This window comes from Nonomuraea sp. SBT364 (assembly GCF_001083785.1).
Taxonomy (GTDB): Bacteria; Actinomycetota; Actinomycetes; order Streptosporangiales; family Streptosporangiaceae; genus Nonomuraea.
This window is the reverse complement of sequence record NZ_LAVL01000004.1, coordinates 77901-98720: the sequence shown is the minus strand read 5'-3', so window position 1 is coordinate 98720 and position 20820 is coordinate 77901. Positions and strand designations below refer to the sequence as shown.

Annotated in this window: 24 protein-coding genes; 12 read left to right on the top strand and 12 right to left on the bottom strand. The window is 70.0% G+C overall.

The window, feature by feature from the left end; genetic code table 11:
* Positions 1-33: 33 nt before the first annotated feature.
* Together ADY59_RS03675 and ADY59_RS03670 are read right to left on the bottom strand one after the other, a co-directional pair.
* A complete protein-coding gene (locus tag ADY59_RS03675) occupies positions 34-453 on the bottom strand; it encodes a PIN domain-containing protein (protein WP_049557537.1) in 420 nt (139 codons plus the stop codon).
* Positions 450-704, bottom strand: a complete 255-nt coding sequence (locus ADY59_RS03670; protein WP_049557535.1) for a type II toxin-antitoxin system CcdA family antitoxin — start codon at positions 702-704, stop codon at positions 450-452. Before ADY59_RS03670 ends, ADY59_RS03675 begins: the two co-directional genes overlap by 4 nt.
* A gap of 238 nt (positions 705-942) precedes the next feature.
* Here ADY59_RS03670 and ADY59_RS03665 point away from each other — a divergent pair, with 238 nt between their 5' ends.
* Positions 943-2754 (top strand): AfsR/SARP family transcriptional regulator, encoded by a 1812-nt coding sequence (locus ADY59_RS03665; protein WP_082309825.1) that lies wholly within the window; start codon positions 943-945, stop codon positions 2752-2754.
* Positions 2755-2870: 116 nt separating this feature from the next.
* Here the strand turns inward: ADY59_RS03665 and ADY59_RS03660 are convergent, their stop codons facing one another.
* Positions 2871-3725 (bottom strand): isocitrate lyase/PEP mutase family protein, encoded by an 855-nt coding sequence (locus ADY59_RS03660; protein ID WP_049557531.1) that lies wholly within the window; start codon positions 3723-3725, stop codon positions 2871-2873.
* 133 nt (positions 3726-3858) lie between these two features.
* Between ADY59_RS03660 and ADY59_RS03655 the strand changes: the two genes are divergently transcribed.
* Positions 3859-4848 carry an ArsR/SmtB family transcription factor gene (locus ADY59_RS03655; protein ID WP_049557529.1) on the top strand — a complete coding sequence of 330 codons (990 nt, stop codon included), beginning with the start codon at positions 3859-3861 and terminating at the stop codon, positions 4846-4848.
* Between the two features lie 23 nt (positions 4849-4871).
* On the opposite strand, the gene ADY59_RS03650 is transcribed toward ADY59_RS03655, so the two are convergent.
* Complete coding sequence (locus tag ADY59_RS03650) at positions 4872-5099, bottom strand: hypothetical protein (protein WP_049557527.1); 228 nt, start codon at positions 5097-5099, stop codon at positions 4872-4874.
* Positions 5100-5275: 176 nt separating this feature from the next.
* Here ADY59_RS03650 and ADY59_RS03645 point away from each other — a divergent pair, with 176 nt between their 5' ends.
* Entirely contained in the window at positions 5276-6493 is a 1218-nt protein-coding gene (locus ADY59_RS03645; protein WP_049557524.1) for a sensor histidine kinase, read from the top strand.
* Positions 6490-7158 carry a response regulator gene (locus ADY59_RS03640; protein WP_049557521.1) on the top strand — a complete coding sequence of 223 codons (669 nt, stop codon included), beginning with the start codon at positions 6490-6492 and terminating at the stop codon, positions 7156-7158. Before ADY59_RS03645 ends, ADY59_RS03640 begins: the two co-directional genes overlap by 4 nt.
* On the opposite strand, the gene ADY59_RS03635 is transcribed toward ADY59_RS03640, so the two are convergent.
* Positions 7152-7850 carry an NAD(P)-dependent oxidoreductase gene (locus ADY59_RS03635; RefSeq protein ID WP_049557519.1) on the bottom strand — a complete coding sequence of 233 codons (699 nt, stop codon included), beginning with the start codon at positions 7848-7850 and terminating at the stop codon, positions 7152-7154. The two genes, ADY59_RS03640 and ADY59_RS03635, sit on opposite strands and share 7 nt — an antisense overlap.
* 92 nt (positions 7851-7942) lie before the next feature.
* Between ADY59_RS03635 and ADY59_RS03630 the strand changes: the two genes are divergently transcribed.
* Positions 7943-8656 carry a TetR/AcrR family transcriptional regulator gene (locus ADY59_RS03630; protein WP_049557516.1) on the top strand — a complete coding sequence of 238 codons (714 nt, stop codon included), beginning with the start codon at positions 7943-7945 and terminating at the stop codon, positions 8654-8656.
* A gap of 360 nt (positions 8657-9016) precedes the next feature.
* On the opposite strand, the gene ADY59_RS03625 is transcribed toward ADY59_RS03630, so the two are convergent.
* Positions 9017-10390, bottom strand: coding sequence for an FAD-dependent monooxygenase (locus tag ADY59_RS03625; RefSeq protein ID WP_082309824.1), 1374 nt, complete (start codon positions 10388-10390; stop codon positions 9017-9019).
* Between the two features lie 35 nt (positions 10391-10425).
* Between ADY59_RS03625 and ADY59_RS03620 the strand changes: the two genes are divergently transcribed.
* Positions 10426-11112: a TetR/AcrR family transcriptional regulator gene (locus tag ADY59_RS03620; protein WP_049557513.1), complete on the top strand. Its 687-nt coding sequence runs from the start codon at positions 10426-10428 to the stop codon at positions 11110-11112.
* Between the two features lie 247 nt (positions 11113-11359).
* On the opposite strand, the gene ADY59_RS03615 is transcribed toward ADY59_RS03620, so the two are convergent.
* Complete coding sequence (locus ADY59_RS03615) at positions 11360-11980, bottom strand: hypothetical protein (RefSeq protein WP_231618525.1); 621 nt, start codon at positions 11978-11980, stop codon at positions 11360-11362.
* Between the two features lie 87 nt (positions 11981-12067).
* On the opposite strand from ADY59_RS03615, the gene ADY59_RS03610 reads away from it, so the two are divergent.
* Together ADY59_RS03610 and ADY59_RS03605 are read left to right on the top strand one after the other, a co-directional pair.
* Positions 12068-13126 carry a sensor histidine kinase gene (locus ADY59_RS03610; protein ID WP_049557508.1) on the top strand — a complete coding sequence of 353 codons (1059 nt, stop codon included), beginning with the start codon at positions 12068-12070 and terminating at the stop codon, positions 13124-13126.
* Positions 13123-13791, top strand: coding sequence for a response regulator transcription factor (locus ADY59_RS03605; protein WP_049557505.1), 669 nt, complete (start codon positions 13123-13125; stop codon positions 13789-13791). The genes ADY59_RS03610 and ADY59_RS03605 overlap by 4 nt, the downstream gene beginning before the upstream one ends.
* Positions 13792-14015: 224 nt before the next feature.
* Here the strand turns inward: ADY59_RS03605 and ADY59_RS03600 are convergent, their stop codons facing one another.
* Entirely contained in the window at positions 14016-15176 is a 1161-nt protein-coding gene (locus ADY59_RS03600) for a CU044_5270 family protein (RefSeq protein ID WP_049557502.1), read from the bottom strand.
* Positions 15173-15724 carry a sigma-70 family RNA polymerase sigma factor gene (locus ADY59_RS03595; RefSeq protein ID WP_049557499.1) on the bottom strand — a complete coding sequence of 184 codons (552 nt, stop codon included), beginning with the start codon at positions 15722-15724 and terminating at the stop codon, positions 15173-15175. The genes ADY59_RS03600 and ADY59_RS03595 overlap by 4 nt, the downstream gene beginning before the upstream one ends.
* A 308-nt stretch (positions 15725-16032) precedes the next feature.
* Between ADY59_RS03595 and ADY59_RS03590 the strand changes: the two genes are divergently transcribed.
* On the top strand, positions 16033-16404 hold the full coding sequence (locus ADY59_RS03590; protein ID WP_231618523.1) for a site-specific integrase: 372 nt from the start codon (positions 16033-16035) through the stop codon (positions 16402-16404).
* A gap of 79 nt (positions 16405-16483) precedes the next feature.
* On the opposite strand, the gene ADY59_RS49575 is transcribed toward ADY59_RS03590, so the two are convergent.
* The 3 genes from ADY59_RS49575 to ADY59_RS03580 form a co-directional block, all read right to left on the bottom strand.
* Positions 16484-16630: a hypothetical protein gene (locus ADY59_RS49575; protein WP_156325269.1), complete on the bottom strand. Its 147-nt coding sequence runs from the start codon at positions 16628-16630 to the stop codon at positions 16484-16486.
* A gap of 305 nt (positions 16631-16935) precedes the next feature.
* Complete coding sequence (locus tag ADY59_RS03585; protein ID WP_197093415.1) at positions 16936-17853, bottom strand: alpha/beta fold hydrolase; 918 nt, start codon at positions 17851-17853, stop codon at positions 16936-16938.
* A 39-nt stretch (positions 17854-17892) separates the two neighbouring features.
* A complete protein-coding gene (locus tag ADY59_RS03580; protein ID WP_197093414.1) occupies positions 17893-18819 on the bottom strand; it encodes a S66 peptidase family protein in 927 nt (308 codons plus the stop codon).
* Between the two features lie 410 nt (positions 18820-19229).
* Here ADY59_RS03580 and ADY59_RS03575 point away from each other — a divergent pair, with 410 nt between their 5' ends.
* Genes ADY59_RS03575 through ADY59_RS03565 form a run of 3 tightly spaced genes read left to right on the top strand, consistent with a single transcriptional unit; the run spans position 19230 to position 20769 of the window.
* On the top strand, positions 19230-19433 hold the full coding sequence (locus ADY59_RS03575) for a hypothetical protein (protein ID WP_049557494.1): 204 nt from the start codon (positions 19230-19232) through the stop codon (positions 19431-19433).
* Between the two features lie 7 nt (positions 19434-19440).
* Complete coding sequence (locus tag ADY59_RS03570) at positions 19441-19899, top strand: Clp protease N-terminal domain-containing protein (RefSeq protein ID WP_231618522.1); 459 nt, start codon at positions 19441-19443, stop codon at positions 19897-19899.
* Positions 19900-19905: 6 nt separating this feature from the next.
* On the top strand, positions 19906-20769 hold the full coding sequence (locus ADY59_RS03565) for an alpha/beta fold hydrolase (protein ID WP_049557490.1): 864 nt from the start codon (positions 19906-19908) through the stop codon (positions 20767-20769).
* Positions 20770-20820: the final 51 nt, after the last annotated feature.

Here is a 20820-nt window from a genome sequence, read left to right as displayed (position 1 = left end):
GCCGGGCGAGCCGATCTCCACGCCGCCAGGCGTTCACTCGGGGGGGTCGGAGATCTCGATGACGTGCAGCGGCTCCTCGAACGCCCGGACGGCGGCGGTCCAGTGTGAGCCGTCGAGGGTGAGGATCGGGCAGACGGAGGTGTCGGCCAGCGCGGCGATGTGGGCGTCGCCCCAGTCGAGGTCGGTCCGGCTGAGTACGGACGCCAGGGTGATGCCGTGCTCGGGTTCGCGGAGCCCCGCCACCGTGATCCGGTCCATGGTGGCGATGCCGAGCAGAAGGTCCGTGGAGTCCTTGGAGCCGGAATCCCGCGCGGCGGCGGCGATGGCGACGACGGACATGACCATCGGCTGGCCCTGCTCGTCCCAGCGGGCGACCATCTCCATGAGGTTGAGGTCGCCGCGCGCCAGCTCCACCAGGACGCCGGTGTCGAGGATGAGAGGTGGCAGGGTCACTTTGCCCCTTCTGCGGCGAGGGCGGCGAGCTGCTGGGCGACGTGGGCCATCCTGCGCTCCACGAGCGGATGATCGGCGCTGGCGTGCGCGCGGTCGCGGTGGGCCTGCAGGATCGCCCGGCGGCGGCGATCCTCGCGGACCTTGGCGGCCAGGGCCTCGTTGACGTAGGCGGACAGGGAGCCGGTCTGGGTCTTGGCGTACTCGACCAGCTCGTGATCCAGAGTGACGCTCACGGTGTCTTTGGCGGCCATGGTCGCATCCTAATACCACAGTAAGATCTTTTGGTCGGTGCCGTGCGCGACGATGCCGGGACAGCCACAGCAGTCCCTGTCTGCGGCTCGTCCCATATCCGTGCCGTTCACGCCATTCTTGCCTCTTTTTCTAGCCATTCGCGATCGATCAAGGTCACCTGCGGAGAACAGTGGCTAGCGTCCTATGCGTCAATAGAATCCGCGCAAGAATCGCGGAACCCACGCTGTAGGAGAATCCGTGCCGGAGAAGGGCCAGGTGACCTTTCGCATTTTGGGACCGCTGGAGGTCACGCTCGCGGGCAAGGAGGTTCCGATACCCGCGGGAAAGCACCGTATCCTGCTCGCCGCGCTCCTGTTGAAGGCCAATTACCCGGTATCCATGGAGGAGCTGTTCGACTACATCTGGAGCGGTGCGCCGCCTGCCAACGCACGTGGCACGGTGCAGACCTATGTGGCCCGGCTGCGCACGTCTCTCCAGGTGTCCGATCTGATCGTCACCCGGCGCGACGGCTATTCGATCGAGGTGCCCGGGTTCGCCCTGGACCTGCACCGCTTCCGTGATCTGGTCGTCCGGGCGGAGTCGCTCACGCGCAGCGGCCCGGCCACTCAGGCAGCGCTGCTGCGCCAGGCCCTGGCCCTGTGGCGAGGTCCGGCCCTGGCGAACGTGCCTTCGGAGAGGTTGCGGAGCTTGGCCGCGCAGAGCCTCGGTGAGGAGCGGCTCAGCGCGGTGGAACGTCGCATCGACGCCGAACTGTCCCTCGGACGGCATCGGCAGATGCTGGCGGAGTTGCGCGCGCTCACCGCGGAACACCCGCTGCACGAGCGCCTGTGGGGCTGGCTGATGACGGCACTGCATCGAAGCGGCCGGCACGCGGAGGCCCTGGACGCGTTCCGGCGGCTGCGCCGGGTGCTGCACGATGAGCTCGGCATCGAACCGGGTGAGAGTCTCCAGCGGCTTCACCGGCAGGTGCTCAGTGGGGAGCCGTTGTCGGACGGTGAGCCGGACGGCGACGGTTCCTCTCCGTCGTGGGTCGCGGCATGCCAGTTGCCGCTCGGCGTGGGGACCTACGTGGGACGGTCCGAGATGGTTTCCGAGGCCACGGCACGGCTGCTGCACCGGGATGTGGGCGTGGTGCCGATCGTGGTCGTGGGCGGCGGACCCGGAACGGGCAAGACGGCCTTCGCCGTCCACGTCGCGCACCGGGTGCGCACCGCCTTCCCGGACGGGCAGTGGTTCGTCCGGCTGAGAACCCCTGATGGAAGCCCTCGCGACCCCGCGGAGGTGCTGGCGGAGATGCTGATCTCGGCCGGGCTCGACCGGGCGGACATCCCGGACGGCCTCGGCGCGCGTGCGGGGCGGCTGCGCGCGCTGCTGGCCGACCGCTCGGTGCTGCTGGTGCTGGATGATGCCTTCGACGCGACCCAGGTCAGATCCCTGTTGCCAGGGACGACCGAGTGCGCGGTCCTGGTCACCTCGGGAGCGAACCTCTGGGGGCTGGCCGCGCTGGAGGACGCCCGCGTTCTGATGCTGGAGCCGCTGCGGCGTGACGAGGCCACGCTCCTGCTGGCCGGCTTGATCGGCCGGACGACGCCTCACGGCCTGCTGGCCGAGATCGCCAGGCTCTGCGACGACCTGCCGTTGGCCCTGCGCCTGGCCGGGGCCAACATGATGGGCCGCTCCCCCGCCGAGAGGGCGCGCTATCTGGCCGGGCTGCGCTCGCGCGCGCGGCTCTCCCTGCTCGCGGTGACGGGCGATCGGACGGCGGCGCTACGTACGTCCTTCGACCGCACCTATCTCACGCTGCCCGCTCCCGCGCAGCGGCTCTTCCGCCTGCTGGCCTTCGTGCCGGACGGCGACTGCACTCCGGAGAGCGTCGCGGCCATGCTCGAGGTGCCGCCTCACGAGGCCGAGTTCCTGCTCGAGCTGCTCGGTGCGGCGCATCTGGTGCGCAGGCAGATCCCGGGCCGGTTCCACATCAGTCCGCTGCTGCGGCTGTACGCGCGGGAACGGCTGGCCGCCGAGGAGATGCCGGCCGTGCCGCAGCCATGACCCGGATCCGTCACGTACGAACGCCGCGTCCACCACGCCACGCGCCGTGGTCAGCCACCTGACCATACGCCGCACTCCCGGGCGATACCGTCGGACGTCACGATGATCTGTCCCCCTCAGTGATGGAAAAGGGTATTGAGCTCGCCGAACTCCAGGGAGCCGTCCAGCGCCGTGAGACCTCCCGTGCCGAGCACTTCCGCGGCGGCTCTGCTGACCGCGGCGTAGGCCGCCTGGGCCAGTCCGGTGCCCAGGCTGATCCTGCGCACGCCGGCCTGCGCGAGGTCGCCGACGCTCGGCCCACCGGCCACGGCCATCGCGTTCACCGGCAGCGGTGACGCGGCGCAAAGGCTGTGCAGCACGTCCAGATCCAGCAGCCCCGGAACGAAGAGGCCGTCGGCTCCCGCCTCGGCGTAGGCCTCCGCGCGTGCCAGCACCTCGCCCAGCCGATCACCAGGCGCGCCGATCGCGAACAGGAAGACGTCAGTACGCGCGTTGACGAACAGTTCGGGAAGACTCGCCTCCGTCGCGGCGTTCCTGGCGGCGCTCAACCTGGCGCTCTGCTCGGCGGCCTCGAACAGCGGACCGCCGACGGCCGTGGAGTCCTCCAGATTGACGCCGACCGCGCCGGCCTCGACCACCGCCCGCACGGTCGCTGCGACATCCGCCCGGGCAGGCCCGTACCCTCCCTCGATGTCGACCGTCACCGGCAGGTCGACGGAGTCCACGATGCGCCGGGCGGCCTCGGCCATCTCCCCGCGGCTGAGTCGTTGCCCGTCCCCGTGGCCCAGCGACCAGGCCACGCCGCCGCTGGTCGTGGCGATCGCCGTGGCGCCGGCGGCGGCGATCACAGCCGCGCTGGCGGCGTCCCAGGCGTTGGGCAGCACCAGCACGGACTCGCTGCTCATCGTGCGGAACAACCGGGCCTGCTTCTCGATTACGGCCTCAGAGGAGGTGGAGCTGTCAACAGGCATGTGCGTGACCTCGTTCGCGTCGTTCTGCTTCTCGGCCCCGCGTCGCGGGCGCTCGCTCCGGGATGCTGCCCGGCAGGGACGGAAGCGTCCACTCATTAAGCTCAGACCGAATCATCGGAGCGGTGGAGGTGGCATGAAGGCGCGACTGACCTTCTCCGTGCACGATCTGGCCGCGACCCGGTTCGCCGTCTCGCCCATGTGGGAGGTCGTCACCAGCTTCAGAGCGCTCGCGGCCGCCGTGACACCGGATCCGCACCGCGGCTGGGCCGAGCAGGTACGACCTCGGCTCGCCGCGGCGGGTCTCGATCACGGCTGGCTGGCCGACATGATCCCGCCCGCCGGCCACCTGCCCGACTTCCTCAACCCGGCACCGGCGACCCCGTCCCCCGGCCTTTCCGCCGAGTTGGCCGCCATCGCGGCCACCGGGCCCGAGCAGGTACGGCGGGACCTCGACTGGCTGGCCGCCGAGCGCGACGACCGGTTGTCCCCCCGGTTGCGAAGCCTTCACCGGGCGCCGTCGGCCCACCTGCCGCGAATCGTCGCGGAGATCGAGGTCTACTGGCGGCTCGCGATCGCACCGTACTGGGACCGGATCCGCTCGGTGCTGGAAGCGGACATCTTCCATCGGGGCCGCCAGGTCGCCGAGCATGGCACGTCCCATGCGCTGGACGGACTGCACCACACGGTGCGCTGGGCGTCGGGCAGTCTTCACCTCGAAGATCGGCACTGTGCCGTCACCAGGATCGAGACGGGCGCCGGGCTCTTGCTGGTCCCGTCGGCGTTCGCGTGGCCGCGGGTGCTGACCCGGTCCGTCGTGCCGGAACCGCCTCAGCTCGCCTACCCGGCGCGCGGAATCGGGACGTTGTGGGAGCGCCGTACCTATGAGCATCTGGAAGCCCTCGCCGCGGTGATCGGCCGATCCCGCGCCCTGATGCTGTCCGAGCTGGAGTCGCCCGTCTCGACCACCGAACTCGCTGCCCGATCGGGCCTGTCGGCGGCGGGCGTGTCCCAGCACCTCACCGCCCTGCGGGCAGCCGGCCTGGTCAGCAGCCACCGAGCGGGCAGGTCGGTGCTCTATGCCCGCACGGGTCTGGCGGATGCGCTCCTCACCGCCCAGACGTGAGCGCGGTGGGACCAGGACAGTCGTCAAGGCCGCTCCCGCCGGCCCGCGAACACGCTCCGGTAGACCGCGGTGACGAGGACGAAGACGGCGGCCGCGACGATCACGGTCGCGATCACGTTGACGACCACCGGCGCGTCCTCGAGAAAACTCTGCTTGACATAGTTGCCGCCGACGATGAGCACCACGTAGATGTACCAGGGCGCCCATCTACGGTCGTTCCCCGCGCCGCGCTCTTCGTTGTTCCCGCTCATTCTCTTCTCCAGCCGGGCGGTCCCCGTCGACGGCGCGCCACCACCTGCCCACATGCGTTCAGTGCCTTGTCCGAATATGGCCGCGCCGGCGGACGGCGCCTATCGGCGATCCGGACGAGAGCCCCTCATCACTTCGTATGATGTGCCCGTCAGGCCGGCTGTGCTGGGATGTACGTGTGCTCCCCCGGACCACGCTCACGACCCCGCGGTTGCGGAACCTGCCGGAATGGCAGCAGGATCTGGCCATCACCGTAAGCTCGGTCGGAATCGGCGTTCTCCTCCTGGTGGTCGGCTGGTCCCCGCTGTTCGAGACCGGCCTCACACCGCCGCCGTGGCTACATCCCGTCCTGTTCGGATGCATCTGTGTCGTGGAGTTGTTCCGGCGCCGGGCACCCGTCGCGGCGCTCATCATCGGGTTCGCGCTGCTGGCCGCCGACAGCGTCTTCGGCGCGAGCATGGCAGTGCTGATCGTGTTCGCCGATCTGCTCTACGCGGCGACCTTGTACGGCCCGCGGCGGCTCAGCCGGGACATGGTCCCGATCACCTCGGCCATCACGATCGCCTCGGCCGGGGTCATGATGGTGCTCACGCCGGACGTACGGACGGCCCTGGTGACGGGGCTGGCGGTGTTGCCGTTCCTCGTCATCCCCATGTGGTGGGCGACGAACCTGCGGCAGCACAAGGAGATCGCCGGCGCCGAGCGCAGGAGCGCGTCGCAGCTGACGAGGATCAGCGAGCTGGGTCAGCGGGCCGCGGTCGCCGCGGAGCGCGCGAGGATGGCGCGCGACCTGCACGATGTGATCGCCGGGCATCTTTCCGCGATCGCCCTTCAGTCCGAAGCCGTCCTGTCGATCGGCGACGCCTCCCCCGAGGCCTCGCGGTCGGTGCTGACCTCGGTACGGGAGAACAGCGTGCGCGCGCTGGAGGAGATGCGAGCGATGATCGAGTTGCTGCGTGCCGACGGGAGCGGCCGGGGCGAGACCCTGGCCCCGGCGGGGCTCTCCGAGCTGTCCGTGCTGGTGGACTCGGCGCGAGCGGCCGGGATGGACATCGAGGTGCATTCGGATATCGACGAGTCGGTGACCCTGCCGGCGGCGGCCAACCTCACGGCGTACCGAATCGCCCAGGAGGCGCTGACCAACGCGATGAAGCACGCGCCGCAGACGCGGGCGCGGGTGGAGATCCGGCTCGTCGACGGCTCGCTCACCGTCGAGGTGGTGAACGATCTGCCCGCCGCGTCCGCGAGCGGCGACGGCACCGGCACCGGCACCGGCACCGGGCTGCTCAACATGCGGGAGCGCGCGGCCGCGGTCGGGGGGTCCTTCGCCGCCGGCCCGTCGGAGACGGGCTGGCTCGTACGCGCGGTTCTGCCCATCATGCAGGCGAGGTCATGACAGTCAAGGTTCTGATAGCTGACGACCATGCCGCGATACGCGCCGGACTGGTGCTGCTCCTGGACAACGCACCCGGCATCGACGTGGTGGGCGAGGTCGCCGACGGCGCGTCCGCCATCCGCCAGACGAGGGCGCTGAAACCGGACGTGGTGCTGATGGACCTGCGGATGCCCGGTATGGACGGCATCGCCGCCACCCGCGCGCTGGTCGCGGAGCAGCTGTGTCAGGTGCTCGTGCTCACCACGTTCGACCTCGACGAGTACGTTTACGCGGCGCTGCGCGCGGGCGCCGCGGGCTTCCTGCTCAAGACCGTGGAGGCCGGCCGCCTGGTGGAGGCGGTGCGTCTGGTCGCCGCGGGAGAGGGGGTCCTCGACCCCCAGGTCACCCGCAAGCTGATCGGCGCGTTCGCCTCGCTGAAGCCGCCCCCGGCCAAGCCGTCGGTGAGCCTTGACGAGCTCACCGATCGAGAACGTGAGGTGTTCGTCTGCCTCGGCCAGGGCCTGTCCAACGCGCAGATCGCGGCCAAGCTCTTCATCAGCGAGACCACGGTGAAGACGCACGTGTCGAAGGTGCTGTCGAAACTGCAGCTGCGCTCCCGGGTCCAGGCGGCCATCGTCGCGCAGGAAAGCGTGCCTGCCGCGGAGGGTGAGGCGTCGCTTCAGTAGCCGATGGTGAAGCGTCGCTGCACGAAGCGCGGAAGTTCCGCCTCGTCGACGAGGGCGATGGCGGCGTCCTCGGAGGAGATGCGGCTGCGTCCGTCGGCGTCGCGGACCGGCTGGTCGCCGCCGATCCGGAAGCGGCCGGTGCGCGGGCCGGGGGCGATCTCCTCGGCTGGGCTGAAGTAGGTCCAGAGCCGGTCGGACATGCGCAGGACGTTCAGGGCGTCCCGATGCCCTCGTACGGCGACGGCGTACTCTCGGGGCAGTCCCAGCTGGTCGAGGCCCTCCCCCAGTTCGTCCGCGTCGGCAGCCTGGAGACCGGGTTCGATCTCCAGGCTGCCGGCGCCGCCGATCACGATCAGCCGGGTCCGGGGGTGGCTCTCCAGCGCCTTGAGCAGCGCCCGGGCGGCGGTGGCGTAGACCGTGGGATCGGCGATCGAGCGCGACACGGTGTCGGCGAAGTCACGGGCGGCGTTCCCCGGCTGGTAGCCGCTGACCAGGACGTCCAGCCCGGGAAGGATCGCGGCGATGCTCGCGGCGTCCAGGACGTCGACGCTCTTCCAGACGATGTTCGTACGATCTTCGCTGATCCGGGTGGCGTCGCGGGTCAGCGCGGTGACGTGGTGCCCCCGGTGGAGGGCTTCGGTGACGACGCGGCTGCCGATGCCGCCCGTGGCTCCGATGATGCCGATGTGCATGGGTCTCCCTATTCAGTGCGATGCGTGAGCAAACTATACGCCGTGAAGTTTCTATACGCCATCCAGGAATAGTGACACTGTAGAGTCAGGATGTGGGAAGTACAGGTGGACGCCGCGAACGGCTGCGAGCCGAGACGACGGCGGAGATCAAGCAGGTCGCGCTCAAGCTGATGGCCTCCGACGGACCCGACGCGATCACGCTGCGGGCCATCGCCCGCGAGATGGGCATGACCGCCAACGCGATCTACGGCTATTTCGCCACCCGCGACGACCTGGTCACCACGCTGATCAAGGAGGTGTACACCGCGCTGGCCGACGCGGTGGACACCGCGTGGGCCGGCACCCCCGCCGCGCCTCCGGCAGAGCGGATCCAGACCTGGGCGCACGCCTTCCGGGACTGGGCCCTGGCCAACCCTGAGGGCTTTCGCCTCATCTACGGCGACCCCGTACCCGGCTACCTGGCTCCCGAGGGTGGCGCCGCCCCGGACGCGGCGCACCGCGTCTGCACCGGCATCGCCGGCCTCGCGGACGCCGCCTGGCCGCATGCCGAGCACCTTTACGCGCACAGCGCCTTCGAGTGGTCCGACTTCGACGGCGCGCTCCTCGACGAGATCCGCCCGGCCTTCCCCGGCCTGCCGCCGGCCGGGGTCGCGCTCGCGCTGCGCATCTGGGGCCGCCTGCACGGCCTGGTGTCACTGGAGATCTACGGGCACCTGCGCACCCAGACGGTCAGCCCCGGCAAGCTCTTCCAGGAAGAGCTCGCCCAGCTCGTCCGATCTCTGGGCATCGAACCCGAGGATACGTGATCGTTCATCAGCCCGGCCGGACGCGCTCACCACACACGCTCGTCGGCAGTCCGTCCCGCTGCCCCCGTCCGCCTGGCCCTCGTCCAAGGACAGGTCGCCGGTATCGATCGCCTGGCCGATCCACTCGCTCCGCTCATCTTCTGCCTGATCGAACGCCAAGTCCGCCACAGCCTCGCCCCCAGGACAAGACCAAGGTCAACGGCCTGTACGCCGCCCCGCTGTTCCCACCGGCAAGCTCATTCTCGACGCACTGGCCGGCATCCGACTCATCCCGACCACCGGCCTCCAACTCCATCTCATGGACCTGCTCGACATCGATCCACGAGACCTCCGCTGAAGATCACATGCGGAGAAGGGCAGCTAGCCGTACGAACGGCTCACGAAACCGTCAGGGCGGACCAGCACCGTCCCGTACGGCCAGCCGTCTACGACGTGCACCGGAACGTCGGCCTCCACGCCGGGATCGGCCGTGAGCACGCACCACTGTGATCGGACGAGATCCAGCGTGGACACCCCGTCGGCCAACCACATGTGCGGCAGGCGGGATCCCGGCGACCCGTCGAGGTCGAGGGCGACGTCCTCGGTGGAGGGGAGCGCCGAGCTGCCGTACCGGTAGCCCATGTGCACCACCGGCGCGTTGATCGCCCCCGCTGCCTTGCGCGCCTCCGCCATGTCCTTCCCCCAGTGCAGGGACGGATCGTCGAACCGCAGACGCGCCTGCTCCATCGTCATGAGAGCCACCGGATGGCGCTCCGCGTGATAAGTCTCCAGCAGCTCGGGCCCGGCCTCACCGCGCAGCACGTGCGCGAGCTTCCACGCGAGATTGTGCGCGTCGGCGATGCCGGTGTTCAGGCCGAACGCGCCCAGCGGGGGGATGGCGTGCGCCGCGTCGCCCACCAGGAAGACTCGCCCGGCGGAGAGGCGGTCGGCCACCTGGCCGCGCCCCCGGAACGTCAGCACGCTGCGGATCTCCACCTCGATCGACGGGTCGCCGAGCGCGGTGCGGATGAGCTCCGGAGTCGGCTTCGTTTCCATGGTGGTGAGGAAGACCCATTCGCGTTCGCCGTCGACGGTCACCAGGAGGCCCGTCGCGTCCGGATGCTCGATGTTGCACATCGCGAACGGCTGGCGCGGACGCAGCTCGGCGCGGAACAGGACGCTCGTCGTCTCCCGGCCGATCGCACCGGGACCGGTGAGGCCGATGCCGAGGATCTGCCGGACCCGGCTGCGCACACCGTCGGCCGCCACCAGATAGCGCGCCCGCACGGCACGCCCGTCGGACAGGGTCACCGTGACGCCGTCCGCGTCCTGCTCGAACGAGTCGAGCGCCACGCCGAACTCCACGTCGCCCGCCTTGGTGATCAGTACGCGGTCGAACCGGTTCTGTGCGCAGGTGCCGCGGATCCGGGCCGGGGTGTAGGTGAGCTCGGGCGTGCCCCTCGTCTTCCACGCCATGCCTTCGGTGAAGTCGGCCTCGGCGAGCGTGCGCCCCCTGATCTTCCCCGCCCGCAGATCGACAGCGGCCTCGTTGACCGCTTGCTCCAGGCCGACCTCGCGCAGGATCTCCACGGTCCGCGCCCCGATGCCGGTGGCCCTGGGATGGGGCGACAGCTGCGGTTTCTGCTCGACGACGAGGGGTTCGACGCCGTGGTGGCGCAGCAGCACCGCGAGCATCAGCCCGACAGATCCACCGCCGGCGATCAGAACATCAGTGGTTACAGTGTGCCCATTCATGGGAACACCGTAGCCACTTCGATAGACTCGTGTCCATGCCACTTGTCTGGGAGCGCGAGCCGTACCGGCCGAAAAGGCAGGCCCTGAGCGTGGAGCGCATCGTGGACGTGTCCGTCGCCATCGCCGACGCCGAGGGGCTCGACGCGCTGTCGATGCGCCGCGTCGCCGCCGAACTGTCGACCGGTACGACCTCGCTCTACCGCTATGTGGACAGCCGCGACGACCTGCTCGACCTCATGGCCGACGCGGTGCACGACGAGCACGTGCCGCTGACGGGAGACTGGCGCGCCGACCTCGAGGCGTACGCGAACCACGAGCGCGAGCTGTGGCTGCGGCACCCCTGGCTGGCCCCGCTCCTGGCGACCCGGCCGTCGCTCGGCCCCAACTGGCTGCGCGGCCTGGAGCACGCCCTCACCGCCGCCGCCCCGCTGACCTCCGACATCGCCGACGCGGGCTCTGCCGTCGGACTGATCAGGGACTACGTGCGCGGCGCGGTCATGCGTGAACTCGCCGAGAAGGAGACCCAGCGGCGCACCGGTCAGACCGAGGACGAGTGGCGCGCCGACGTCGCCCCCTACATGCGCCAGGTCCTCGAGAGCGGCGCATATCCCCAGGTTTCGCGCATGACCGCGTCCGCCGACCTGAGCCCGGCCGAACAGTTCTCGCACGGCTTGCGCCGCATCCTCACCGGGATCGCGGCCTCTCAGCAGACGGCAAAGTGATCCATGATCGAACGTCAGTTCCGCCATCTCCTGGACCTGCTCGACATCGATCCATGAGGCCTTCGTTGAAGATCACCCGAGCGCGGAAAACGGGGCTGGCGGGACGTTCTGGTTGCTGCCGCGCAAGCGGCCGAGCACGATGCGCCTGACGAACAGCGACGACCGGGTCAAGAACGGCACGGTCGAGCAGCTCTCGACTGACTGGACCCCCGTACCGCAGCAGTGCGCCTGTGCCGTGCCGATCGGGTCAGTTGTTCCGGCGGCGTCGGTAGTAGGCGTAGGTGACGGCGGCGAGCAGGGGTCCCCACAGCAGCAGCGGGAGGTAGCAGAGGTAGTAGATCGCCGACTCCCAACCGCCTGCTTGGGTGGGGAAGTCGGCGGGAGTCGGCTCGCCTCGCAGGGTCACTCCGACGAGCTCGGTGACGATGGCGGCTGTCCACAAGACCGTCGAAGCGATGGCGCCGAGACCGGCGGGGATGACGGCGACCGGCGTCGGCACTCTGCGGCCACCAAGTCCGGGAACCCAGCGCGGAAATCGTTCCCCCCAGACGGCCACCAGTCCGACGGCCGCGAAGGCCACCAGCTCCGACAGGATCGACAGCAAGACGATGTAGGCCCGCTCGCCGAACGGGAGCCCGTCGCCGAACGCGGCCGGCAGCCGCCAGAGGCTGGACGGCAACACGGTGAACGGGACGGCGTAGGCGGCGATCCGTGCCCAGCGGGGAACCCCGGCCACCGGGGCATGGGCGGCTCTCCACGCGTAACGCACTCGTCCCGTGGCCACCGGCGCGTCCATGGTCAATTCTGCTGTTCCGGTGGTCATGGCAGCCGGCAGCGGCGCGCCGAGGATCCGATCAGTTCTCGTCATGCCGATCACGCTACGAACGACCGGACCCGGCCGCCTCCCCCTGGCGAGGGAGTACGCCAGAAGAGCCGTCGGCTAACGTCGATCGTCGTGAAGCACCAGATCGTTCGGGCCGTGCGGGCCGGGACCTACCAACTGCTGGGCGCCGCGCTGCTGACTCCGGTCGCCGTGGTGCTCGGCCTGCCCATCCTGGCCGAGTGGACGCCGGGGCGCGTGCTGGTGTTATGGGCGGCGTGCCTGCCGGCCTCCGTGCTGCTTGCCCTGACGCCGCTGATGCGGCGTCTGGAGGCGGCCGCGTTGTCGGAGTTGCTCGACGTTGAGGTGCCCAAGCGGGCGGACCGCGTCTACCTGGTGGTGCTGACCAGCCTGCACCTATACGTCGGTGGCACACTCAGCGCGGGCATCCTGGCGCTGACGCCCGGACTGGTGTCGCTGCCCGAACTGGCGCGGGCGGGGCTCGGCGAGCCTGCCGAAGTGCTCCTGATCGCCGCCACCGTGCTGACCGTGATGGTCGCCGCGGGACTCGGCCAGCGCTGGGCGGCGCGCCGGCTGCTGCGCACCGAGCCATCGCGTGTGATCGACGAACTCGGCCGCCGCCAGAGCCTCGCCCTGGAACTGCACGACTCCGTCGGCCACGCCCTCAGCGTCGTCCTCGTGCAGGCGATGGCCGCCCAGGCGGCACTGCAGCGCACCAGACCCGCGCTCGCCGCACAGTCGCTGGAGCACCTGACGGCCACCGCCCGCCACGCTCAGCAGGACTTGGACGTACTGTTGAGCGTGCTCGACGACGGCGGCACCACCGAGACCCCCACCCTGGAGGCCGTCTACACACTCACTCGCGGCCTCGACGTGCACATGAACGTCATCGAACACCTCGACAAGGTCCCGGCAGCTGCCTCGCGTACGGCCTTCGCCCTCGCGCGGGAGGCGCTCACCAACGCCCTGCGTCACGGGCGCGGCCCGGTCACGCTGGATGTCGCCGTCGGCGCCGACCTGGTCCTGACGGTGGACAATGCGTTCGCGGGCAGCCCCGGCGGCCAGGGGCGCGGCCTGACCGGCATGCGCATGCGGGCCCGCCTGGCCGGCGGCACGTGTACCTGGGAGGAGGCGGGCGGGACGTGGCGCGTTCAGGCGAGGCTGCCGCTGTGATCCGGCTCGTCCTGGCCGACGACGAGAAGCTGATCCGTTCGGGCTGGACGACCATGCTGTCCCTCCACGACGACATCGCGGTGGTGGGCGAGGCGGGCGACGGCCGCGAAGCCGTCGAGGCCGGCATCGGCGCGGATGTCGTGCTGATGGACATCCGCATGCCGCGCATGGACGGCCTGGCCGCGACCCAGGAGCTCGCCCGCCGCTCCCCGGCGACGCGCGTCATCGTGGTCACCACGTTCGAGAACGACCAGCTGGTCTGGGGCGCTTTGCGCGCCGGCGCTGCGGGCTACGTGCTCAAGCGCGCGCCCGCCGACGAACTGGTGGAGGCCGTCCGGCTAGTGCACTCACGCGACGCGCTGCTCTTCCCCGACGCGCTGCGCCGCATCGCCTCCCCGCACGTCGGTACGGCCACGCCTCGCGTGCCGGTCGCGCTGTCCCCTCGCGAACTGGACGTCCTGCGGCACATCGCGCTCGGGCAGAACAACGCGGAAATCGCGGCCGCCCTGCACGTCACCAAAGAGACGGTCAAGACACACGTCGGCAATGTCCTGGGCAAGCTCGGCGCCCGAGACCGCACCCAGGCGGCCGTCCTGGCCTACGAACTCGGCCTCGTCTTCGCCGGTGCCCAAAGGCGGGTTCCAGAGGCGGGCGGTTGGTCGTAGTACGGCGGACACGTCGTCGACCGGCAGGGTGTTGCGGACGATTTCAGGGGAGGCCGGACTGGAGGTATTTGGCCAAGCTCGACACCAGCGGCTGGAGGCGATCCTGAAGGAAGCGGTGGAGCAGGCCGTGGTGGCCCGCGCCGTACGCGGGCCACCACGGCCACATCCGCGCCAGGATGCGACGCCGCCCCCTCTTCCGGCCCTCGCGCGAATTGGTGGGCGTCTCAGTTCTGGTGCGCGGGCAGTTCTGGGCGGTCGTCGGTCCAGCCGATCTCCCGGAACGAGGTGGACAGACGCAGCTCCGCCTCGCGCCCGTTCGCGAGCTTGGTGGTGTTCGTCCTCACCTCGGCGAGCAGCAGGCCGGTGCTGGGATCGACCACGAGCTGAACCTGGGTGAACAGGCCCGGCTCTATCTCCTCCTGATAGCTGAGTGTCTGCCCGCGTCGGCCCAGCGGATCGGTCATCTCCCCCTCGGCCCGGATGCCGGGCAGGGACGCGAGGATCCGGTACGCGGATGCCCGGACCTCGGGCGAGGCCGGGAGGCCACTGATGATGCCCACACAGTTCCGCAGCAGGATGTACGCCCTCGCCTCCTCCACGTCCATCCCGGATCCGGCCAGGTCCAGCCGGCCGACGCGCTCTTCCAGGTAGCTCCGGAGCTTGTCGGGCTCGCTCGGGATCGCGCGCACCTCCTTCCAGGTCATGTCCTCCCCTGCCAGGTCACCGGCCGAGCCCTGCCACTTGCCGTAGAGCCGTTCGGCGGTTCGCTCGCCTGCCGCCGCCTCCAGCGGCCTGGACGGGACGGAGAACAGGTTCTCCGTCTTCATGTCCTTGGGGTAGCGCCAGCTGGTGGGCGCCCCCGCTGCCCGCCAGGCGGCCTCGTCCTGCGGGGTCGCGGGCTTGACGCCGAGATCCTGCCTGATGCGCCAGTACTGCAGGTCCGGCCGCTTGGCAAGCCACGTCTCAAGGGACCGGCTGCCCTCCAGCACATAGCTGCGGGTGGGGTCGGTCAGCATCCACTGGTGGACGGTCGCGGTGCGCCAGTAGTCGCCGCTCGCAGGGGCCTTCTCCACGGCGACGGCAGCGGCGAGCAGGATCTGCCGGGCGGTCGGTTCGGCCGTCGCGGACGCCGACGTGCCCGGCTGAGGCACGACGGAGACCGTGCCGCCAGACAGCATCACAGGGACGGCAACCGCTACGGCGGCGGTCGCGGCCAGGCCGAGCAGGACGCGGCCAGGAGCGGGCAGGAGCCGCCGCCGGGCCGGGACACGCTCCAGCGAGACGATCTCCGCCAGCAGCGCGTCCGCCCCCGCGGTGGACGCCCGGCCGGCCAGGTCCTCATCCAGCACTCGCGCCCGGTCCTTGAAGATCTGGTCGTTGTTCACCCTGACTCCTTCTCGATGAGCGGCCGTGACAAGAAACCAGCGACCGATGGGCGGGTCTTCTCCAGAGCCTTGGCGAAGCGCTTGCGGGCCCGGTGCAGGCGGATACGGGCAGCGTTGCGGGAACAATCCAGCACTGTGGCGATCTCGCCGGGGTCGAGCCCCTCCCAGAGGTTCAGCGCCAGCAGTTCCCGATCGCTGTCGGCGAGCAGGTCCATGGCTTCGCCCACGCCGTCCTGCTCACCGGGGTGGGCGGGGGCGGCGTAGAGGCGTTCGATCTCGTCGGTGAGCTCGGTGTGCCGGGTGAGCCTGCGCCGCTCGCTGCGGCGGTGGTTGGCAAGGACCCGGCGGGCCACCCCGTACAGCCAGAGCTTGCCGGCCTCACCGTCGGGAAGCTCGGTCATCCGCCGCCAGGCGATCACATAGGTCTCGGCCACGACATCGGCGGCGTCCTCGGGTGAGGAACACCGTCGCATGGCATATCCGAGGATCTGCTCATAGGTTCGCCGGTACACCGCCTCGAACCGGGACCTATCGTCTTGTTCACTCACGTGTCATCCTCGTCAGGCCTTTCGAACGCTGCGGGCTTTCACTTCCTACGTGTCCGCGGCCGACGGCAGAATTTCAGGCCAGGCAGGAACGACTGAACCGATCGGAGCGGGCCCGCGATCCGACGGCGTGGCACCCGGACCAGCAGATCAGGCTCGTCGCCGCCATCAGCCAGATGTGCCACAGAACTTGCATTATCTGTCGTACCGGCCCTCGGCACGGCCACCACCCGTGCCGGCTACGCCGAGCCTGACCGGCCGGGCCGCAGTGTCCGATCGCCGCGCTGACGCCCGGGCAGTACGCCACAGTGGTGGAGCGCTGGGCGGCCCGGCGCGGTGACCGCGCCAACCCGGCCAGCCGCCTGGACAAACTGTTCACCGACCCCGCGCACGCCCTGCGCGAACGGGTGCTGTGGCGGCTCCTGTACGACACGGCCGCCCGCGCCGAGGAACTCCTCAGCCTCGATGTCGAGGACCTCGACCTGGAGTTCCGCCGCGCCCGGGTCGTCTCCAAGGGCGGCGCCATCGAGTACGTGCACTGGGCCACCGCCACCGGGACCCCGTATTGCGAGCGACTCAAGCGACTGAAAGGGGCGGTCTTTCCCTCACGAACGAGTCCGTCGATCGCTTCGATCATCGCCGTGATGCCGGGCCGGGGCGTGATGACGAGGTCCGTCGTGTAGAAGTACCGGCCTCTTGCGGCCTCGCCGCTCTGTTCCCATCGGCGCGGCACGGCGTCGATGGCATCGAGAGTCATGAGGGTCACGTAGTAGGTCGGGCCCCGGTGACGGTGACGTACACGTCCTGGTCCTGAAGTTGTTCCAGGTCGTCGTCGTGGCCGGCCGGGAAACGGGCGACGAACCGGTCGCGCTCGACGCTGAGGAGGAGGCCGTCCTGCGTGATCTCCATGATGTGCCTCGATGTCCTGTCGTCGAGTTCAGGTCCATGAGCCGGTTGTCCACGACCTCGGGCGTGGCCCGGGGCGGTCAGGTCCCGAGCGTCTCGGCATGCGGCCGATCTTCACATCTGGAGCGCGGGATGCCGGCAGCTTGTGCGTACGTAATGCGCCGGTGGCAGCACAGCGACCGATAGCCGTCAGGGGCCGCCACGATGGCATCCGCAGCGCCACGCCGGTGCGTTCGTGGCGGTCCCGGCATCGAGCGGCGCTTCACCACGCGGCCGTTCATCGCCGCGGTCTCGCCCCGCAAGGCGGGTCACAGCCGGATCAGGTCGGCGACCTCCTCGGGCAGGCCGGGCGAAGTCAGGGCATGCCCCATCCCGGGCACCACGTGCAGCACCGCGCCCGGGATCGCGGCAGCCAGGGCCTCGCCGTGAGCGAGCGGATAGACCGGATCCTGGTCGCCGTGCACGATCGAGGTCGGCGCGGTGATCGAGGACAGCGGGGCGAGCAGGTCAGGGGCGTCCATCCACACGGCCCGGCCATGGTTGGCCGCGGCCGCAGGGTCGATGGCCCGCGACTGCGCCAGCTCCAGCATCGCCCGGGCGGCCGGCTCGTCGAACGGCCGGACCGGCCCGTTGAAGACCCGGAACAAGGCCATGTCCGACTCCAGATCCGGCGGCAGCCCGGCGGCCATGTGCGCGAGAAACGCCGGCGCCGGAGGCGGCAGATCGTCCGGATCGGCCGGCTCCCCCGCCCGCGCCCGTGCCCACACCGAACTCGGATCATGCCCCATCGGCGAACTGGACATCACCGTCAAGGACCGGACCCGGTCCGGCGCGTGCACCCCCAGCCACTGCGCGATCATGCCGCCCAGGGAAGTCCCGGCCACATGGGCTGAATCCAGTTCATAACCGTCCAGCACGGCCAGGCAGTCGCGAGCCATGTCCCCGATCGTGTACGGATGAGCGTCGAAGTCGACGACGCTGGACCGGCCGGTGTCCCGATGATCGAACCGGATCACCTGCACCCCACGCTCGACAAGCCTGCCGACCAGCGCGTCAGGACAACTCACGCCCTGAGCTGCCGACCCCATGACCATCAGAACAGCGGGCAGCCCAGGATCCCCGACCCGCTCAGTCCAAATCCGCAACGGCCCGGAGGGCACAAATCGCTCGTACGCATTCACCATGACAAGGCACGGTAGCGGCTGCCTGCTACCGAACGCTGACATTTATTGACGGCCCGGCCGGGAACAGGACGCCGCAACCCGTCACTGTGCGGGCGGTCGAAGAGTGAGGGTGCCACTTTCGGTGTCGAGTTCGGCCATCGTGCCGAGGGGAACGGCGTGGGGATCTGGGCCATGCCCGAATTCAAGCCCGCCGAGTATGGGAATCCCGAGCGGGATGAGCCGATCGCGAAGAACGTCGATGAGGTTCCAGCCGCGGTCGGTGTAGTCCTCGAAACCGGGGAACCGTCCCAGGACGATTCCCCGGAGACCGTCGAGGGCGCGGGAGCGGATGAGCTGCGTGAGCTGCCTGTCGATCTGTCCGAGCCCGATCGTCCGTTCGGCCTCGATCAGCAGGATCGCCCCGGTCAGGTCGGGCAGTCCGGCGCCGACCATGCCGGCCAGCGCGCTCAGCCATCCGCCCAGCAGGTATCCGCGGGCGTGGCCTGACACCTCGGCGGCGACCGAGAGCATAAGAGGATTGCGATGATGCGTTGCGGATTCGGTGCTCGTCAGCAGCCGGCGGACGGTTGCGGTTGCGTTGGGGCCGACCAGGCAGCCGTGGATGCCGGGAACCCGGCACTGACGCCAGATGGCCATGTGCAGGTAGGTGATATCGCTGAATCCCACCAGCGGTTTCGGGTCTGCGCGGATGGCATCGAAGTCAAGCCCGTCAAGGATGCGGTAGGCACCCGCCCCGCCTCGGGTGGTGATGACCGCTCGGATGTCGGGGTCCGCGAAGGCGGCGTTGAGGTCAGCGAGCCGGTCCGCGTCGTGCCCGGCCAGGTAACCGCGCTGGTCCAGGACATGTCTTCCCAGCTTGACCGTCAACCCCCAGCTGCTCAGAAGCCGGGTGAGGTCTGCGATCGTGGTGGCGTCGGGGAAGCTGGCCGGTGAGACGAGGGCAACGTGATCGCCCACCTGCAGCCGCGGCCAGCAGAACGCCGGATGCTCATGCGATGCAGTCATCATCGAAGCCCCGTATCACGGCCGCAGCCGGGTGGCAGGTTGGGGTCCACCACCACCCGCTGGACTCATCAGTACGTGCCAACAGCGTCGCGCCGGAACCCGCGACACCGTCTTCACGAGGGGGCTGGAGGACGGCACGCAACCTGCGGGCCGGGGTGCCGAACGCCTCCTCCGAGGCCACCACGCTGCACGTCGCGGTAGGCGATCAGGCGCGGCGCGTGCGGTGGAGCGGCCGGTTCTGGGGCTTGCGGGTGGCTTCGGTGACCGAGACGCCGTCAGCGACGAGGCGGCGGCCATGCTGCCCGGCAAGACCGGTCGGCAGCGCGCCATCGGCCTGATTCTCAAGCGTGTCCCTCGGTTCATGATGTCAGTTTGATTTGACATCTCGGTGGCTGTCAAATCAAACTGACGCCATGTCCGTGAATCGTCTGTCCTCCGCGCTGACGTCCGATGACCCTGCGAAGGGGCTGTGGGCGGTGCTGGCCCTGCGCCGGCTAGCCGAACGGATGGAGGCCAACCAGGTGGCCGCCGCCCGTCGCGCGGGCTGGTCCTGGCAGCAGATCGGCGACGCCCTGGGCGTCACCCGCCAATCCATTCACACCAAGTACGGGAAATGAGGCAGCCGTGGTGAGACTGAAGCCGCCGGCCGGCATGGGCCAGGTCTACCTGGACGCCAACGCCGAGGCCCTGCGCAGGGGCGACCGCAAGGTGAGCACCGAGCACGTGCTCCTGGCACTGCTGATCGACCCCGATTCGAGCACCGCCCAGGCTCTGGGGGTGAGACTGGACGCCGCGCGCGAGGCACTGCAGAGCCTCGACCAGGACGCGCTGGCGTCCATGGGCGTCCAGGCGACATCCCCCGGACCGGTCCTGCCGGGCCGCGACCGTGATCGCCTCCCGCTGACCCCGGCCGCCAAGGCGATCTTCACCGGCCTGGGCAAACAGGCCGGCCGGGAGCGGATCGGCACCCATCACGTGCTGCTCAGCCTGCTGTCCCACCAGCGCCCCGATCCGGCAGCGGTGCTGCTCGACACGCTCGGCGTTGATCGCGGCACCATCCGCGCGCGATGGGAAAGGGGCTGAGATCCGATGGGTGAGGCAACAACGGTTTCCTACGAGACCGGGTCGGTGACCTCCCGCGACGGCACCGTCATCGGCTATCGCCGGTTCGGGACGGGGCCGGGGGTCGTGCTGATGCACGGTTCGATGATGGCCGCCCACAACTTCATGCGGCTGGGCGCGGCGCTCAGCGGCGATTTCACCGTCCACCTGCCCGATCGCCGGGGCCGCGGAATGAGCGGCCCGTACGGGCCCGGCTTCACCCTGCAGCACGCCGCCGACGACGTGCAGGCCCTGATGGAGCAGACCGGCGCGCGCAACGTCTTCGGGCTCAGCGCCGGCGCGATCCCGATCCTGCGGTGGGCGCTGACCTGCCCCGAAGAATACAAGATCGCTCTGTACGAACCGCCGCTGCCGGTCGGCGACCACTCACCGGTGGCCTGGCTGCCCCGCTACGAGCGGGAAATGTCCCAAGGACGACCGGCGGCAGCGCTGGTGACCGTCGCCAAGGGCACCAACGACGACTCCCGGGCGATCAGGATGCTGCCCCGCGCCGTCCTGGCACCGCTCATGAGCCTGGGGATGCGCGCCCAGGCCCGGCAGGCCGACGGCGAGGTCACCCTCAACGACCTCATCCCCACCATGCACCAGGAAGCCCGCCTCGTCCTCGACGCCACCGGCCTGATCCCCGCGGCCACCGCCATACGGGCTGAGGTCCTTCTGCTCGGCGGCAGCAGGAGCGCACAGCCCTTCAAGGACGCGCTGAGCGCCCTGCACGCCGCCATCCCGCATGCCCGACGCGTGGAACTGCCCCACCTGGGCCACCTGGCCGCCGACAACGGCGGCAAACCGGACCTCGTCGCGCAACGCCTGCGGGGCTTCTTCCATGGCTGAGAACGGGCAGGGGCCCGACGGCTGAACAGGTACGGCCGCGCCGTGGCCGTC